Below are 16,833 nucleotides of genomic sequence, written 5' to 3'. Positions count from 1 at the left end.
TTAATTTATAATGCAAAATTAAATCAGATAAATATGCAACTTGTTACAAATAGTACAGTAATAATGTCAAATATTACGTATTTTAGCATTTTATCGACAGAAAGTAATATGGAAACACCAGCTCAACCAAAAGTTTTATTATTGAAAGCCACCGGAGACATCGAATTTCCGGAAGATTTCCAGTTACACTATCATACGCACATCTATTGCCAGCGTGGAAATGCAAGCTTTATTTTTAATGGAAAGCCTGTTCAATGTAAGCAAGGCGAATTTATTTTCTGGCTTGCTGACAGTAAGATTTCAGATTTATCTTTTTCTAAAAACTTTGCTGCAACAGTACTGTTTATTGATAATTATTTATTAACAGACAATTTTCCCAGCCTGAACATCAGCATCGACGCCATTGTGCATCATAGAGTTGATCCACTATTACGTCCAGATAAAAAAAACAAAGAAAGAATTCTGAAAAATTTTCAATCATTGTACATTAAGTCGCTTGAAACAGCCAATCGCTTTTATGATGAAATTCTAAAACTTCAAATGCGGCTTTTCCTGCTGGAAATGTGGGATATTTTTATTGACCAGCTTGAAAGGCGAAGCCGCAGTTTGGAAAGCGGAACATTATACGAGCGATTTATTAAACTCGTAGAAGTACACTGTATGAAACGCCGCGAAGTGCAATTTTATAGCAGTCTGCTTAATATAACCCCAAAATATCTAAACCAGATTTGCAAAACCAATACCGGCATCACTGCATCGGAGTGGATACAACGTTATACGAAAGACCGACTTATTTTCCTACTGGGTAACAAAACCCTGAATATTTCTGAAATTGCTGACCAAATGGGATTTTCCAGTCATTCATTTTTTACGAGATATGTGAAAAATATGTTGGGAATCAGCCCTAGCGAATTTAGAAACCGGCTATAATATGTATGTTATTTGAGCACTCACTGCAATCTCTTTTCCGTGAAATTAATTTCTAAGATACGAGGAAGACTGGTACTGCTTTTAGAGACATCTACCTATTATCTGCCGGGCAGAAAAAGAATTAGAAGCAACCGGAAAACTGTTAAATAAAAAAAGAAGGCCTGTTTCAGACCTTCTTTCTTAGTTTCATGACAATTGGAATTTATCTTAAGATATTTCAATCAATCGCGGTGGCTTCTGTTTGGCATCTTCTTTCTTCGGAATGGTCAGCAAAAGCAATCCATTTTCATATTTTGCATTGATATTATCCTGATCGACAACATCTTTTGGAAGTTCCAGGCTTCTTTGGAACGATTGATAGCTGAACTCCCTTCGGGTAAAATTGTCCTGCTCCCTTTCGCTGCTATCCTGTTTAGAGGACGAAATAGTCAGAAGGTTTCCATCAAGTTTCACTTCAAAATCTTTCTTGTTCATACCCGGCGCAGCAATCTGCACCTCATAAGCATCTTCATTTTCTCTGATATTAACCGAAGGAACCGTTGTACTGGTCGATGAATAATTGTTGTTTCCCCAGTTAAAAAGTTCACGATTAAAAAAATCATCGAAAAGACCTGGAAAGGCTAAATAGCCATTCGGGTTTCTTTTAATAAGACTCATAATAATCTTTTTAAATTAAGTTAAACAATCATTTTACACACAAATCAGCTGGCCAGCTGTACGTTATGAAAACATCAAAAAAAATACCATGGTGAAAAATGTGTTTTTTTTGCAGAAAAACTGACAAAATTTCACTTTGTACTTCAAAAATTATTTATGCGGGGAACCATAGTAATCCACTCCGAATAATGTATTATGATCTCACTCATAGACGTATTGATGAGTAATATATAATTTTGAATAATTAAAGCATTTAATGATACAGGTGCCTCATCGCCCCGTATCTCCGCAGATAGCACGTCAGGTCGGGACAATATTAATACAAAGACTCATATAGGCGGCAGAAAAACAAGCAATAATAATACAGGCAACGCCACTGGTAATATTAATGCAGCAGTATCAGACAGCGCACGTTCCAGCAGGTAAATTAAACAATTTTTATCGTGTTCCTACTGCCTAATTCCATATAAGATTTACGTATTAGTTTTAGACAAGACCTAATGATTTAATCGAACTATCCCTTGAAGCAAAATATTGCTTCAATAGTTTATTTTATGGTTCTAAATTGAAGATCTTATTTTAAATAACTGAGCTTTAATCACTTGTCTCTACATCAATTGGTACCTGTTGTCAAAAGATAATTTTATCTTACAATGATTTTGGAATTAAACTTTTGCAGGCTTCATAAATTGTAAAAAAATCAGTATTTTCGCAATCGGAAATCATACGTGATAAGTCTTTTTGAATTTATTCACTGCTGATGAACATGGCTGCATAGTTTAATGGATAGAACTTCGGATTTCGGCTCCGACAGTGAGGGTTCGAATCCTTCTGCGGTCACTTGATAAAAGAGAATTTGTATATTATTAAAAATTAAATAATTACACATTCTCTTTTTTTTGTTTTGAACTTCCAACGATTACGGACAAAAAAATAAAGCATTACAGCTATAAAAACAAACCCCTTACATTTGGAATGTAAGGGGTTTTATTGTTTTGAAAATTTCTTTAGGCTTAAAAGGTAATCTTCACTCCTCCCAGAATCTGTGCACCTAAGACTTTATAGCCTTTGTAGGTCTGGTAATTGGAGTTTAGAAGATTGTTTCCGATGGCAAAAACACTGAAGTTTTTATGAAATTTGTACTCTGCAGAAAGGTTTAAATCTGCATAGCCTCCTACTTTATCGTTTCTGTTTTCCGTAGACTGATAAACCATATCCGGGTTTGCTACTCCTTCAAGAGCAAAAGAATTGGTTGTTCTGTCGCTGGCAAAAATTCCTTTGAATCCTAACAGTAACTTTTTATCCAACATGGTATATTTTGCTCCGATGCTGGCGTTCACTAAAGGAACGTTGTAAATATCCTCGTAATTCTTCAGATCATATTTGGTAAATCTTACTTCCCCATCTAAAATCAGGTTCTCAAGCGGGAAATACTGTACACTTCCTTTGATATCACTTACATTTCCGTCGTCATAAACTGCAGAGAACGTATTGGCAAAATTATAAGCAGAACGATTCAAAGTATAGACATTGTCGAAAAGGTTGTTTCCCTGGAAAAACATAATATCTTTCATCTTTCCATAACCGGCAGAGAAGTCATATTTGAATGTTTCATCGATGTCTCCTCTCAGTCCTACATAAAAATGATATTTCGTCTCTGTTGGCTTTAAAAACTGGTCAGAAACAATAAATGGATTTGCCTGTAAAAGATCTCCAAAAGTATTAAGCTTTAAACCTCCGTCTACCCCGCCATAAAATTTGAATTCTTTAGCGGCAGCAACCTGAAACTCGGCCTGTGGAAACCAGTATGTTTTATTATTTTTGACTTCACCACCAAGCACATCGTTTGAGTTCTTGGCATTTAAGAAAGAAAATGTAGATCCCAGCATTAAATAAGAGTCTCCTTTTCTAAATGTCACTTTCGGGTCCAGAGTCGTATTAAAGAAATTGGATGAATTTTTGTCAACGATGGCAAATTCTGTTTTCACAGCCTCCAATCCTAAGCCTAAGTCCGCATTTAAATTGATTCCTGATTTTCCGATCTCAACAGCATGCTTGGAAAGATTCGCCAAAATGGAAACCTGGTTCTCCTGTGCATCAAAATGATCTTTCAGGAAAGATGATTTTACCCTTACATCATTTAGAATTTCGTTGGAATAAAAATCGTAATATCCGTTCACTTTAAACTGGCTTACTCTCTGCTTCAAATCAACATCTGCAGCCGGCTCCAAAGCATAGATCCCGTAATATCTGTTATTATCCAATCCATACTGAGCATGCAGGTTGAATTTTCCTTTTTCGCCATATGAATTCAGGTAAGCTCCGATCGCCGTAGAGCTCTGTTTGGAGTCCCAGGCATATTCTTTTTTCAGACCTAAAGTAGAAAGGAAATGGAAATCTGCCCCTACTTCCAGCTTATTATCAAGCGTCTTGGAAATATTGGCATCTGCAAGGATCTTCCCGAAGTTACCCATTCCGAACTGTACATAATTATTCTGAGCTGTTCCTTCGAATTTCGGAGTCACATCCTGTCCCTGAATGGTAGAAGTTTTGAAATCTGAAACCGCAGGCACATCTGTAATGGTATATTTTACAGGGTTCTGAGATTTCTCTTCCGGCGGATAATTCTTGATCGTTTCCACAGAGGTCTTCTTCTTCTCGATCTTTTTCACCTCCGGTTCCCGCTTCTTATTAAGAATCAGTTTCTCCTCCTTGATCTGGGAAAACGCAAACTGCGAAAACCCTAAAAATAATATGGATAATAATTGAATTTTTCTGTTCATTGTTCAATATTTGTATTAATGTATAATGTCGGATGTATAATGTATTTACTGGACTTTGTACATTTTTACATTATACTTTATACACTTTACTTTTTAATCTGCTTTTTAACCTCTTTTGCTTCTGCCACGATCTCCGGGAAATCTTTATAGTTCTCGATGATCTGATCGCATGTATAGCTCGCCTGATAATTATCTTTCAGCCCAACGTAGTTCTTAGCCATCAGTACCAAAGCTTTTGCTCCCCAATAGTCTTCGGATGCATAATTATTGGCCAGCTTAAAGATGGTCTCGTTTGAAGATTTGAATGCTTTTCCTTTATTCTGATAGTACGCTTTTGCATACAATGCTTCAGCCGCTACCGAGGTATTGGATGATTTTTCAAGAGTACTATAAGCTGACTGTGCATCTTTATCTTTTCCTGAATTCATTAAGCTTCTCGCTTTGATTACTTTCGCAGTTTCAATAACTGCAGCAGAGTTTTTCGTATTGGCAATCACTGCATCTGCCAGTTTTTCAGCCTGAGAGAAGTTTTTCTCATCCGCGTACATCTTCATGAGCTCTACATTCGCATAGTTCTTAATGCTGATATCTGAAGAGTTTTTGAGATTCTCAAGGTATTTTTTGGCTTCTGCCGTGTTCCCCTGAGCGATGGAGATCTGTGCCAGACGGGTCTGTGCATCATCCTGGTAATCATTCTGAACCGAGGCCACTTCCTGAAGAACAAGAAGTGCTTTCGTAGCATTATTGGTTTGATAGTAGCTTTCACCCAGCTCGTATTTAGCCTGGTAAAGGCCTTCCCCGGTAGGATTCTGCGTTAAATATTTTTCGTAGTAAGAAATAGCATTTTTGTAGTCCTTCTTAGTGAAATACTGTTTTCCGGTAGACAAATTAATTTCATCAATCTCAGAAGCATCTACATTCACGCCGATACTTTTTGCAAAGCTTTCATATCCTGAAACGTCTCCGTTTTTCGTGAAAACAGGTTTCGCTGCCTGAACAATCTTCTCGGCATACGCTGTATTTTTGTACTGCTCTCCTAAAGATTTAAGCTCAGAAAGCGCTTTATCGTTTTGGTTCTGGTCAATATAGTTCTGCGCTCTGTAAATAGAGGCGTTTGCAATAAGGTCTTTATCCGAAGATGTTTTGATCACTTTGGCAAAAGCATCATTGGAATTGGCAAAATCATCCTGGGCAGCGTAAGCTGTTCCCATTTCATACTGAGCATCATCATAATATTCAGAATCCGGATATTTGGATAAAAGATTCTTTAAATTGGTGATTTTTGCCTGTGTGTCCCCTTTAAATCCTAAAGCCATTGCTTTTTGATATAAAGTATAGTCCGTAGCATCTTCATTCTTATCGTAAATCGCAATTGCCTCGTTCAGGTCATTGTTCGCATAATGAATATCTGCCAGGCGGAGTTCCGCATCATTTTTAAATTCAGGTTTCGGATTGCCCAGATACTGCTTGAAATAAGTCTGCGCCTGGTCGAATTTTTTAGCTTTGAAATAGGCATAGCCTAAATCATAAGGCAGCTGCTGTTTTTCAGGGAAGTTTTCGGTCAGGAGTTTCTCATAGCGGGTAATGGCAGACGGATAATTCCCTTTCTGGTAATACACCTGTCCTAACCAATATAATGCTCTGTTGTAAAATTCTTTATTGATATTGAACCCTAAGCTCCTCAGGAAATATTTTTCAGCTTCATCATAATTTCCTTTGTTGAACTCTTCCGTCCCCAACAAATAGGAAACCTCCTGATCCACTTTATTGATTTCCGGAGTAGAATCCTGAAGTCTGTCAATTGCATTCAAGGTTTCTTTATAGTTTCCAGAATATAAATAGGATTTCACAAGAAGCGATCTCATTTCAGGAGCATTCGCATCATTCTGATTGTTATTGATATAATTTTGGATTACCGCAGAAGGACTTTCAAACGGGTTCCCAATATCGTAGCTTAGTTTTGCGTACTGTTCGTGAGCTAATTTCTTCACCTTGGCATCGTAATCCATCTGGTAAGAAGAACGGAAGGCCGAAAGGGCTTCCTGCTTTTTATCAACTGCCAGATAAGCATTTCCTAACTGATAGTAAGCATTTTGTGCAAGCGCCGAATTGCTGTTGATAAGCTGGTTGTAATACGAAACTGCTTCATCATATTTTTTAAGCTGAGCGGCTACAAATCCCATTTCGTAAAGGTCATTTTCAGAAGGATTCTGCTGTACGCTCAAATAATCTTTAAGATGTGGATATGCCGAAGTGTAGTCATTTTTCATGAAATAACTTTCCCCGATGATCTTATGAACCTCAGCTTTGTAAGATTCAGAAATGTCCTCGTTCAGGAGGGCGGTTCCTTCGGTAATTGCCTGGTCATAATTCTTATCATTATAATACATCTGTACATAATAAGGACGCACCAGTTTAGAAAACTTAGGCTGGTCTTTTACAGAATCAAAGTATTGAAACGCTTTATCGCTCTGTCTGTTGGAATAATACAGGTGACCCAGCATATAAGCAATATCTCCTTTTTGGGATTCATCAGCTGTTTTATAGGCTTCCTCTAGAGCATCTGTAGCCCCTTTGGTATCGCCCATCATGAATTTAGCATAGCCCAGCTTCAGAATATACTGTGTATTCTCTTCTTTTGAAAGCTGGTACTGATTTACTTTTTTCAGGGTCTCTAACGCTTTTTCAAAATCTTTTTTAGCAAGATAATAATCGGCCAGCGGTAAATTAGCCTGAGCAAAATAGGCTGAATTAGGATATTCTTTCATGAAGGCCGTTAATCCTTCCTCCGCATGGTTTTTCTGCAGAATCACCCCGATCACGTTATCAAAAAACTGCGCTGCTTCCTTTCTCGATTTGGACAAATTCTGATTATAGAAGTATTGTCTGGCATATTCGAACTGGGAAGCATTGTATATTTTGGTCTGATAAAGATTTTCTGCGAGGTTGAATCTGTAATTGTCTTTCTGTGTAAAGTACTGTGACTGTTGCGCTTCGGAAGTTCCGAAATAAAGCACGGCAGCTGAGAGAAGGATTTTTTTTGAATTCATTCTTTTTCTGAATAAAAAGATTAGTCTATATAAGTTAACGAAAATATTAAAAACTTATTGTTTAAGCAAGTTTTAAAAGGTTTAATAATCCAAAATATCTATTGAATGCATTTCACTATTTGATGATAAAAAATGATTACTTTAGTATCATAAAAGTTAAATAGATATCAATATAGAATTATCATAAAATATTTTGATTTAATCCTCATTCTACAGCAGCTAAAAACATACCATATTATGAAAATTAAGATACTTTTAGCATTAATATTTGTCAATCTGATGCATGCCCAGAAGTTTTACTTCCCCAAAACGGCAGTTACAGACTCCGTGGTTCTGGAAAAACAAATGCCCCAGCTAGCATCAAAACTGATCACTCAGGCTCCAATGCTGAAGCTAAAAAAAACCAATAAGCTTGCCTATTTAGATAACCTGCTACGCCTGCAGATGGTCGCCAAAGACTATAAAACATCTATCACAACATTAGCAGATTACCGTAAGGAATTTGCAGACCATAATATGGCAGGAAATAAATTCATTGCCTACGAATTTTACAGCCTGGCAAAACTGATTGAGGAGAAGAAAAAAATAAGTTTTCCTGATGCGCTTCAAAAAGCGTTCAATAAAAAGTATGAAGGCCTTCCTGATCAACTGATCACCAAAGTGGGTATTGCTGTTGATGGAGATGTTCCTGCTTCCAGGAAATTATTAAAAGAAGCGTTGAACAAGCAGAAAGATAAGGATAGCATAGATTATACCTCGGCTCTGGCGTTATGTAAAAGCTATTTAAACTATAAGACTTTTTCCAGCACCAAGCCTCAGATTGTACAGTTAGTGAAGTTAAAAGACCAGGAAAAATTCATTACCGAAACAAAGGATCTGAAAACCAAAAACGGAAATACCCTGACGATCACTATTGTCAGAAAAAAGGAAAACCCGGCTCCACTTCCTGTTATTCTTACCAATAATATCTATGCCGGACCTTTTGATTCATATTTTGGAAAAAGAGCTGCCGTTTACAATTATGTAGGAGCTGTTGTAAATACCCGTGGCAAAAGAAACAGCAATGATGAAAACAATCCTTTTGAGCATGAATCACAGGACATTTATGAAGTTATAGATTGGGTAAGCAAGCAGCCCTGGAGCAATGGTAAAGTCGGAATGATCGGCGGAAGTTACTTAGGTTTCAGCCAGTGGGCAGCGGTGAAGAAATTGCACCCTGCCTTAAAAACAATTGTCCCACAGGTCGCTGTAGGAATTGGAATAGACTACCCTGCCCAAAACAATATATTCATGAGCTATATGCTACAGTGGATTAATTATGTGACCAACAATAAGCTTACTGACGAAGCGGATTTTAATAATTTCACAAAATGGGATTCTATCAATACGGCATGGTACAAAAGCGGAAGATCGTTCAGAGCTTTGGATACCATCAGCGGCAAGCCTAACAGGATATTTCAAAGATGGCTGGATCACCCGGGTTACGACCAATATTGGCAGAAAATGGTTCCTTATAAGGAAGATTTTGCGAATATCAATATTCCTATCTTAACGACTACAGGATATTATGATGATGATCAAATTGGTGCAATGTCCTACTTTAAGGCCCATCATCAATATAATAAGAATGCCAATCATTACTTGGTAATGGGCCCATATGATCATGGCGGTGCACAAAGTTTTGGATTTACTTTCGTTAATGGCAGACCAATAGATCCTGCAGCCAGAATAAGCATTGACGACCTGGCTTTTTCATGGTTTGATTATATTCTGAAAAACGGCAAAAAACCAGCTCTTCTAAAAGACAGAATCAACTTTCAGGTAATGAATACCAATACATGGAAACATGCTCCTACTCTTGAAAAAATGCACACTTCAACACTTAAGTTTTATCTTCAGGACCGTAAAGGCAGTTCATCTGTTTTTAATCCGCCGGCAGAGAAAAGCTTCACTAAACAGACCGTTGATTTTAAAAACCGGGATCAAAAAGATACTTATCATCCAGTAAGCAAAACAGACAGTATAAAAACCACAAATTCGATGTATTTTGAAAGCGAAGTGTTGGACAAAGATCTTATTATCAGTGGAAACCCGGCCGGATTCTTCAATGTTTTCATTAACAAAAAAGACTTTGATACGGATACATATCTGTACCAGATACAGCCGGATGGCAAAGCTTTCCTGTTATCAACCCATATTGTAAGAGCGAGCTATGCAAAAAACAATGCTTTACGCCAGCTACTTGAACCCGGTAAAATAGAACAGATCCCTATAAAAAATTCAATATTCATCAGCAAAAAAATAGAAAAAGGAAGCAGACTTGCCCTATTGGTTGGCGTCAATAAAAGCCCAAGCTGGCAGATCAATTATGGAACGGGCAAAGATGTAAGCGATGAAACGATAAAAGATTCCGGTGAGCCGCTGGAAATAAAATGGTACAACGACAGCTATGTGGAAATACCTATTTATCAAGAATAAAGGCCATTAACGCTTATAGTCTCAGTCTTTTTAACGAAATATTATGATTACAGCCAGCACCAAAATAAAAAATCATTACATTTGCTTTTTTTCAAACTCAAATAAATATTGAATGAATCAACTTTTTAGAAGGAAAAACTATTCAGAAACAGATACTTCTACAAGCCTTTTAAGGGTTTTAGGTGTTTGGGATATTGTTTTTTTTGGTATTGCGGCCATTATTGGAGCAGGAAGTTTCAGCAGTTTAGGTGAAGCGGTTTTCAGAGGCGGCCCCGGAGTGATTCTATTGTATTTGATTTGTGGTTTTGCCTGTGGTTTTACGGCATTATGCTACGCTGAATTTGCGAGCAGAATTCCTACGGCCGGTTCTGCCTATACGTATGCTTATGCCAGTTTCGGAGAACTGATCGCATGGGTAATAGGATGGGCCCTGATCATGGAGTATTCTTTTGGTAATATTTATGTGGCTTTTTCATGGTCCGACTATTTCACCAGCTTCCTGGAACGTCTGGGAATGCATATTCCCGATTATCTTACCTGCAGCTATACGGAAGCAAGAAAAGCTTTTCAGAACGGTTCTGAGAATAAAGAGCTTTTAAACGCATGGAAATCTGCCCCATTGATCGGCAGTTTGAAATTCATCGTTGATGTGCCTGCATTAGTGATCAACGGTCTCATTACGTGGCTTTGTTATGTTGGGGTGAAAGAAAGTAAAAACTTCAATAATTCTTTAGTCATTTTAAAACTGGCGGTCATTGTTTTAGTGATCCTGGTAGGTTTTGCTTATATCAATACGGATAACTGGACGCCGGTAAATCCGGAAACACAGGTCGCTTCTTTCATGCCAAATGGTTTTGCGGGGGTGATGAGTGCTGTATCAGGAGTTTTCTTTGCCTACATAGGTTTTGATGCATTAAGTGTGCTTTCCGAAGAAACCAAAGATCCTCAGAAGACCCTTCCGAAAGGAATGATCATCTCTCTTGTACTTTGTACGGTAATTTATATTGCTCTAACACTGGTTTTAACAGGAATGGTGGATTACAGGAAATTTGACGGTATTGGAGATCCGCTTTCATTCATATTCGAAAAATCGAACGCCAATGTGGCCTGGATGGAACTTGTGGTTTCCTTCGTAGCTATTGTTGCCATTACCACTGTATTATTGGTGTTCCAGATGGGGCAGCCGAGGATCTGGTATGCGATGAGCCGCGACGGGCTGATGCCTGAAAAATTCAAAACTGTACACCCAAAGTATAAAACACCTTCATTTGCAACTATTGTTACGGGTATTGCAGTAGGCGTTCCTATTCTTTTTACAGATAAAACATTCATCCTCGATTTCACAAGTATCGGAACGATCTTCGCTTTCGTACTGGTATGCGCCGGAGTTTTAATGCTTCCTGCAAAACAGAAGATCAAAGGCAGATTCCACCTTCCTTATATTAACGGTAAATTCATATTCCCGGTTATTTTTATCGGTGGGTTAATAGGTTTCTATTTCTGGCAACCGGAATTCTTTAGCAACCTGATGGACTGGAGCAATCCTAAAGAAGGTGAATTCAAAGCTTCTATCTTCGTTTTCATTCTGATCAACCTGGTACTGTGTATCTTTACCTTTATCAAGAACTTCTCTTTAATTCCGTTAATTGGTTTAAGCTCCTGTTTATACCTCCTTACCGGAATGAGCCATGAGAACTGGTTTTGGTTTGGACTCTGGTTCGCTTTAGGTCTGGTGATCTATTTCTGCTACGGTTATAAAAACAGTAAGCTCAGAAAAGAAGCAGCGTAAAAAAACAATATAAAAGACATATAATAAAAGGCAAATTCGCAGATCAGCAAATTTGCCTTTTATTTTTTCATCAAATCGGCAGAATTATTGCATAGATTTTATCTGAAACTATAACTAATATTGCCATGTCAGGAAGAATAAAAACTTACGGGGAATTTTATCAGTTCTATCTTACCGAGCACAGTAAAACAGGAACAAGGATCTTTCATTTCATTGGAACACTTCTGGTATTTCTTGTGATCTGGTATGTCATCAGTTCAGGAAAGGAGCGGTTTCTGTGGTACATTCCGATCTTTGGTTATGGCTTTGCCTGGTTCAGCCACGCAGTCATAGAAAAAAATAAACCTGCTACTTTCAAATATCCGCTCTGGTCGTTGATCTCTGATTTCAGGTTGTTTTTCGAGCTATTAATAGGTAAACAGAAATTCAGAGGGATAGCTCCGGTGCCAAAGGAAACAGAGGATTCCGGGAATTTGTAGGGGTCTTTATTTTTAATAACAAAAGTCACCGCCTGAATCTAATACTTAGGGTTAGTTAAATTACCTTTAAGTTTTAAAAATGTCCTGTTTTTTAGTGGTGAATTAATATTGTTTTTCCAGAATATCATAATGAATGGTATTCATTATTTTCTCTGCTAAAGCATCTCCATCCACTTTGGTATGTTCCGGTCTGTATGTTGAAAATGTAACCGTTTCGTCTTTATTAAATGTAACAGTTACTTCTTCAAGAATCTGACCTTCAACATAGAATTGAAGCCTGTCATCCACTATCTTCCAGAACGAAAGCCTGGGTTCAGAAGGCATACAGTTTCCTGAGCTTCCTTCTACATAATTATAGATGGCAAAACCGTCTTCTCTTATGGAATAGTTTCTCATCAGGCGGCAATTGTCAAAATCCTTAATTACTTTTTCCTTATTTTCATAAAAGCCGGATTCTTTCAGTTTCCAGAATCCTGTGATATCCTCTTTCTTTAATTGTTGGGCACTGAGAAAGGAACTGACCGTTAAAAACAGTATTCCTATGTATATTTTATTCATTATTAATACAATTGTACTTCTTTTATTTGAGACATTTTGAGAGAGAAAGTTTCTTATTTTCGGCGGCCTCCGGCCGCCGAAAATAAGAAATCAATCTTAAATATAAACTTTAAGTATAAAAATTTAAAATACTAAATATCAATCTATTTAAACTTTTTCTTAAAGTTAAACTTGATCATATTCATCAGGCCAGGTTCGATAATGTCAATTCCTAATCCAAAATTACTGTCTGCTATTGTATGATGATCTTCACGGAATTTTTCAAACTGATCCTGCGGAATTTCAAGATTCACCAGAGGATTGTATTCTATAAAAACCGTAGCCCCATTTTTAGTAATTTTCTTGCGGCTTTTGTACTCAAAATAAGGATTGCTTATCGTACTTTCCTGGACGGTATATTTTTCCTGGGTATCAATCTTTTGATCTGTATTCAGACTTATCTCATACTTTTCACTATCGAAGTTATGCCAGAAAGGAAGATCTTTATGTATAAAATCCCTTGCGCTTGTTTTAATGACATTACGATCAAAATACATTAAGAACCGGTTTTTCTGGGGATCTGTGTAATATGGATTTTCTACTGTCGCAGTATACTGGATCCTGAATTCATTCAGTTTTTTATCATCGCTCACAATATCAATGGTAGCATCTTTAAAAATATCTCTAATATCTGTTCCGTTTCTGTCGCCAGAGTAATTAAGACCATAAAACAGAAAACTGTTCCAGCTGTCTACGATTTCCCTTTTGTTGGTAGTCTTGAAATACCTTCTCATCGCATTGGCTCGGTTTCCTTTATATGTTGTGGTCAATTTCAGACGACCCGTTGTATTCTGAGCGTTAAACTCAACTTTTTCATCAATACAGTAATACGGAAATTTATATGATTTTCTTTCCTGAAGTACCTGATCCGGTTTTACTTCGAGATAATGCATAAAGTAGATAAAGCCACGGTTTTCTATCAGTCCGAATTCATCACGAACCGTAGCATCTACAAAGTATTCCTGCCCTTTATAGTCAATCTTTACCACCACATGATTAAAGCTAAGCAGTGAAGGCAAATAATATTTAATATAATAGTCGGTATGAAAATTCACAAGGACTACCGAAGAATCAACGCCGATATAATTTAAAATAACCTTCAGTAAAACACATTTTGCTTTACAGTCGCCCTGCTTATTCTCATACGTGACTGAGGGTTCCTGAGGCTTATGCCCATTCATCTCATCGGCATTGAAAATATAATAAATATGATTCTGGACGTATTCTATGGCAAACTGCAGCTTTTCATCCAGGCTAGCAATCGCATCCAGCTTCTCAGCAAGATGGGGCGCAAAATCCTTTAAGGAATAGGTGCTGAACATTTCTTCATAAATCGGAGCAATATAATTGGACAACTCTTTCCAGCTGTTTTCGGTTGCAAAATCTATAAACGGAAAAATTTCACGACTCGCATCTACTGAATTAGTGTAATTATCCTCTTCTATAACGAACCTCTCCCCTTTTTTCAGATAATGGATTTCCGGCTGCAAAACATTGCCTTGTTCATCTCTGAAAAAAGTCTTTTTATAAGCAATATTCTCTTCCCGGTCATTGATAAATGTAAACTTAAAGTTTCCGTATGCCCAGTAATTATCCGGACTTACCCAGACATATTTTGAAAATTCTTTTCTCAGAAAATCTCGTTCTGTAAATGCTTTAAACCGCGAATCTTCGAGAATCAGTACATCGTAAAGCCTCAGATCCTTAATGGTAATATTGATCTTTTTATTACTGCTTAAAACTCCGCCGCTGCTCTGGCTCTCGCTGTCCAATACTTTTATTTTAGTATCCGGAATCTTATCGATCAGTACACCGTCTCTCAAAACACTGATCCTGTGAATACTGTAGACTTCATTTTCTTCCACAATAACCTCCGAAACAGAAGCCCGCTCCAGATTCACCGGCTCATTAAGGGTATAGGCCATACAGACATATTCGCTGTTTTCAGTATTGCTTGTATAATATTTTTTATCAAGAAAATAACAGTAATCTCTTCCTTCATCAATCTGTTTTCTGGAAAATTCAGAGTCTTTTATTTTATCAATCAGTTCATGATCTTCTATATTTCCAGCCCATGCTTCAGGTTTCTGAATTTTGTAGTTTTCAATGTGAATTGGATTATTCATAGTATATTCTGGTAATTGTCTTTGGTTAAATTTTTAGAAGTGCTCAAATTAAATAATTAAAAAATAAAAAACAATAGAAGAACTGCGTCAAAAACTTCGGCACAGTAATTGGAACCAAGATGTAAAATAAAGTTTTATGAAAATTATCGCAAACATTCTAAAAAGCGCTGTTCCTGCAGTAGCACTATTCGCAATGACACAATGTACCACGACAGCCAACACTGCCGGAGCAGATGAAAAAACTTTCATCGTAGGACCTGAAACTGCAGACTGTACAGGAGTAGCCCCAATGAAATGCCTGCAGGTAAAAGAAAAAGCATCGGAAAGCTGGACGAATTTCTATACAAATATTGAAGGATTTACTTATGAGCCGGGATACGAATACGTTTTGAGAGTAAAGACCGAGAAAATCGCCAATCCTCCAGCCGACGGATCTTCTATAAAATACACCCTGATCAAAGAGGTTTCCAAAACCAAGAAATAATACACAAAACTCCCGGAAAATTCCGGGAGTTTTTATTTTGAATGTTTATTGTTGCTCAGATTAAACCGTCATTCCTATATCAATCCCTTTGATCTTTCTGTAAAGATCGGTTGCAAAATTATCAGTCATTCCTGAAACGAAATCTACCACACCAAGTACTTTCTGATAATCCGTTCCTTCTTCGTAAACGAATTGTCTCGGAAGCAGTTTCAATGCTTTTTTATCATAAGATTTTCTTTCATCCTCAGGTTTCAGAATAGAGGGAATAAAATGATCCAGAAGTTCATACATTACATTGTAACCGGCATTTTCAATCTCTACTACGGCTTTATGATTGTAAATCTTTTCAATGGAGAACGCCTCGATGTCCTGCAGGGCGCGGTTCTCTGATTTATAAATATCCAGGAGACCGTTATCCAGATTTCCCTGAAGGATGTTCTCGAAATTATGTTTGTAAATTTCAAGGGATTTATTGATCAGGGCATTAATCGTTTTTGCTCTCAGGTAAGAGATCTTTTCATTTTCATTGGAAATGGAAGCCAGCTTATTTTTCACCCTGTCCGTATCATTGCTTTCAGATTTGATCAGTTCAAAAAACAGGTTCTCACAGTCTGCAGTGGATACAATTCCCAATCGGTGTGCATCTTCCATATCAATAATATTGTAACAGATATCATCTGCAGCTTCTACAAGCCATACGAAAGGATGCCTTTTGAATATATAAGGTTCTTCATTTTCCAAGATCAGATTCGTTGCTTTTGCTATTTCAAGGAAAATATCTTTCTCATTCTGGAAAAACCCGAATTTCTTTCTGTGAATGATCCCTTTTTTCCTGGCAACGGCTTCACACGGATATTTTGCAATACTCGCTAAAGTAGAAAAAGTAAGCTGGATTCCTCCATCATCTTTTCCCTGCTGACGTTGGGCCAGAACTCTTATAGCATTGGCATTTCCTTCAAAATTAACAAGATCTGCCCATTCTTTTTCATTAAATTTCAGCTTCAGATCCTTTTCATTCCTCTCAAAATAGCTCGCAATTGCATCTTCCCCGGAATGTCCGAAAGCCGGATTTCCGACATCATGACACAGACATGCCGCAGCAATTACGTTTCCTAAATTATGAAGATAAAAATTTTTAGAATCTTCCGTAAGGTCATTTTTATAGGTTTCAAAGATAAATTCCCCGATAATGCTTCCTAAACTTCTGCCTACTGACGAAACTTCCAGTGAGTGTGTCAGTCTGTTATGCACAAAAACACTCCCGGGAAGAGGAAAAACCTGAGTCTTATTCTGCAGCCTTCTGAAAGCAGAAGAAAAGATAATTCTATCAAAATCTCTCTGAAAATCAGTTCTTGAAGCTTTAGTATGCGGATTGTTTCCTGTACGCTGATTCGTGAAAATCTGGTTTAAATTCATCATTTTTCAAAATTACTCCAAATTTTATTTTTACGGAATAGTAT

Annotated in this window: 11 protein-coding genes and 1 tRNA gene; 6 read left to right on the top strand and 6 right to left on the bottom strand. The window is 37.2% G+C overall.

Translation table 11 applies throughout. From position 1 onward, the window contains the following. The first annotated feature begins 63 nt into the window (after positions 1-63). Entirely contained in the window at positions 64-930 is an 867-nt protein-coding gene (locus ACTJIV_RS06670) for a helix-turn-helix domain-containing protein (RefSeq protein WP_228452601.1), read from the top strand. 207 nt (positions 931-1,137) lie between these two features. Here the strand turns inward: ACTJIV_RS06670 and ACTJIV_RS06665 are convergent, their stop codons facing one another. Continuing rightward, positions 1,138-1,587: an Hsp20/alpha crystallin family protein gene (locus ACTJIV_RS06665; protein ID WP_111955041.1), complete on the bottom strand. Its 450-nt coding sequence runs from the start codon at positions 1,585-1,587 to the stop codon at positions 1,138-1,140. Between the two features lie 768 nt (positions 1,588-2,355). Between ACTJIV_RS06665 and ACTJIV_RS06660 the strand changes: the two genes are divergently transcribed. Then, positions 2,356-2,427, top strand: a tRNA-Arg gene (locus ACTJIV_RS06660). Positions 2,428-2,600: 173 nt separating this feature from the next. Here ACTJIV_RS06660 and ACTJIV_RS06655 read toward each other — a convergent pair. Further along, a complete protein-coding gene (locus ACTJIV_RS06655) occupies positions 2,601-4,370 on the bottom strand; it encodes a TonB-dependent receptor (RefSeq protein WP_440626441.1) in 1,770 nt (589 codons plus the stop codon). Between the two features lie 86 nt (positions 4,371-4,456). Beyond that, complete coding sequence (locus ACTJIV_RS06650) at positions 4,457-7,420, bottom strand: tetratricopeptide repeat protein (protein WP_440626439.1); 2,964 nt, start codon at positions 7,418-7,420, stop codon at positions 4,457-4,459. 237 nt (positions 7,421-7,657) lie between these two features. Here ACTJIV_RS06650 and ACTJIV_RS06645 point away from each other — a divergent pair, with 237 nt between their 5' ends. The 3 genes from ACTJIV_RS06645 (at position 7,658) to ACTJIV_RS06635 (ending at position 12,166) form a co-directional block, all read left to right on the top strand. Next, positions 7,658-9,898 carry a CocE/NonD family hydrolase gene (locus tag ACTJIV_RS06645; RefSeq protein WP_440626437.1) on the top strand — a complete coding sequence of 747 codons (2,241 nt, stop codon included), beginning with the start codon at positions 7,658-7,660 and terminating at the stop codon, positions 9,896-9,898. A gap of 112 nt (positions 9,899-10,010) precedes the next feature. Beyond that, entirely contained in the window at positions 10,011-11,687 is a 1,677-nt protein-coding gene (locus ACTJIV_RS06640) for an APC family permease (RefSeq protein ID WP_440626435.1), read from the top strand. Between the two features lie 125 nt (positions 11,688-11,812). Continuing rightward, complete coding sequence (locus ACTJIV_RS06635; protein WP_111955027.1) at positions 11,813-12,166, top strand: DUF962 domain-containing protein; 354 nt, start codon at positions 11,813-11,815, stop codon at positions 12,164-12,166. 102 nt (positions 12,167-12,268) lie between these two features. Here the strand turns inward: ACTJIV_RS06635 and ACTJIV_RS06630 are convergent, their stop codons facing one another. Continuing rightward, positions 12,269-12,724, bottom strand: a complete 456-nt coding sequence (locus tag ACTJIV_RS06630; protein WP_440626432.1) for a lipocalin family protein — start codon at positions 12,722-12,724, stop codon at positions 12,269-12,271. A gap of 143 nt (positions 12,725-12,867) precedes the next feature. Further along, complete coding sequence (locus ACTJIV_RS06625; RefSeq protein ID WP_440626430.1) at positions 12,868-14,889, bottom strand: hypothetical protein; 2,022 nt, start codon at positions 14,887-14,889, stop codon at positions 12,868-12,870. A 136-nt stretch (positions 14,890-15,025) separates the two neighbouring features. On the opposite strand from ACTJIV_RS06625, the gene ACTJIV_RS06620 reads away from it, so the two are divergent. Continuing rightward, complete coding sequence (locus ACTJIV_RS06620; RefSeq protein WP_223559234.1) at positions 15,026-15,373, top strand: DUF4377 domain-containing protein; 348 nt, start codon at positions 15,026-15,028, stop codon at positions 15,371-15,373. A 60-nt stretch (positions 15,374-15,433) separates the two neighbouring features. On the opposite strand, the gene ACTJIV_RS06615 is transcribed toward ACTJIV_RS06620, so the two are convergent. Next, positions 15,434-16,789 carry a deoxyguanosinetriphosphate triphosphohydrolase gene (locus ACTJIV_RS06615; RefSeq protein WP_111955093.1) on the bottom strand — a complete coding sequence of 452 codons (1,356 nt, stop codon included), beginning with the start codon at positions 16,787-16,789 and terminating at the stop codon, positions 15,434-15,436. Positions 16,790-16,833: the final 44 nt, after the last annotated feature.

The organism is Chryseobacterium sp. 22532 (assembly GCF_052044665.1).
Taxonomy (GTDB): Bacteria; Bacteroidota; Bacteroidia; order Flavobacteriales; family Weeksellaceae; genus Chryseobacterium; species Chryseobacterium lathyri.
Note: the sequence above shows the minus strand (reverse complement) of the source record. Positions and strands in the feature narration are given on the sequence as shown.

Coding starts and splice junctions, on each gene's coding strand:
- ACTJIV_RS06640 (WP_440626435.1), top strand. CDS start 10,011: ATGAATCAACTTTTTAGAAGGAAAAACTATTCAGAAACAGATACTTCT.
- ACTJIV_RS06620 (WP_223559234.1), top strand. CDS start 15,026: ATGAAAATTATCGCAAACATTCTAAAAAGCGCTGTTCCTGCAGTAGCA.
- ACTJIV_RS06615 (WP_111955093.1), bottom strand. CDS start 16,789: ATGAATTTAAACCAGATTTTCACGAATCAGCGTACAGGAAACAATCCG.
- ACTJIV_RS06645 (WP_440626437.1), top strand. CDS start 7,658: ATGAAAATTAAGATACTTTTAGCATTAATATTTGTCAATCTGATGCAT.
- ACTJIV_RS06630 (WP_440626432.1), bottom strand. CDS start 12,724: ATGAATAAAATATACATAGGAATACTGTTTTTAACGGTCAGTTCCTTT.
- ACTJIV_RS06655 (WP_440626441.1), bottom strand. CDS start 4,370: ATGAACAGAAAAATTCAATTATTATCCATATTATTTTTAGGGTTTTCG.
- ACTJIV_RS06635 (WP_111955027.1), top strand. CDS start 11,813: ATGTCAGGAAGAATAAAAACTTACGGGGAATTTTATCAGTTCTATCTT.
- ACTJIV_RS06670 (WP_228452601.1), top strand. CDS start 64: ATGTCAAATATTACGTATTTTAGCATTTTATCGACAGAAAGTAATATG.
- ACTJIV_RS06650 (WP_440626439.1), bottom strand. CDS start 7,420: ATGAATTCAAAAAAAATCCTTCTCTCAGCTGCCGTGCTTTATTTCGGA.
- ACTJIV_RS06625 (WP_440626430.1), bottom strand. CDS start 14,889: ATGAATAATCCAATTCACATTGAAAACTACAAAATTCAGAAACCTGAA.
- ACTJIV_RS06665 (WP_111955041.1), bottom strand. CDS start 1,587: ATGAGTCTTATTAAAAGAAACCCGAATGGCTATTTAGCCTTTCCAGGT.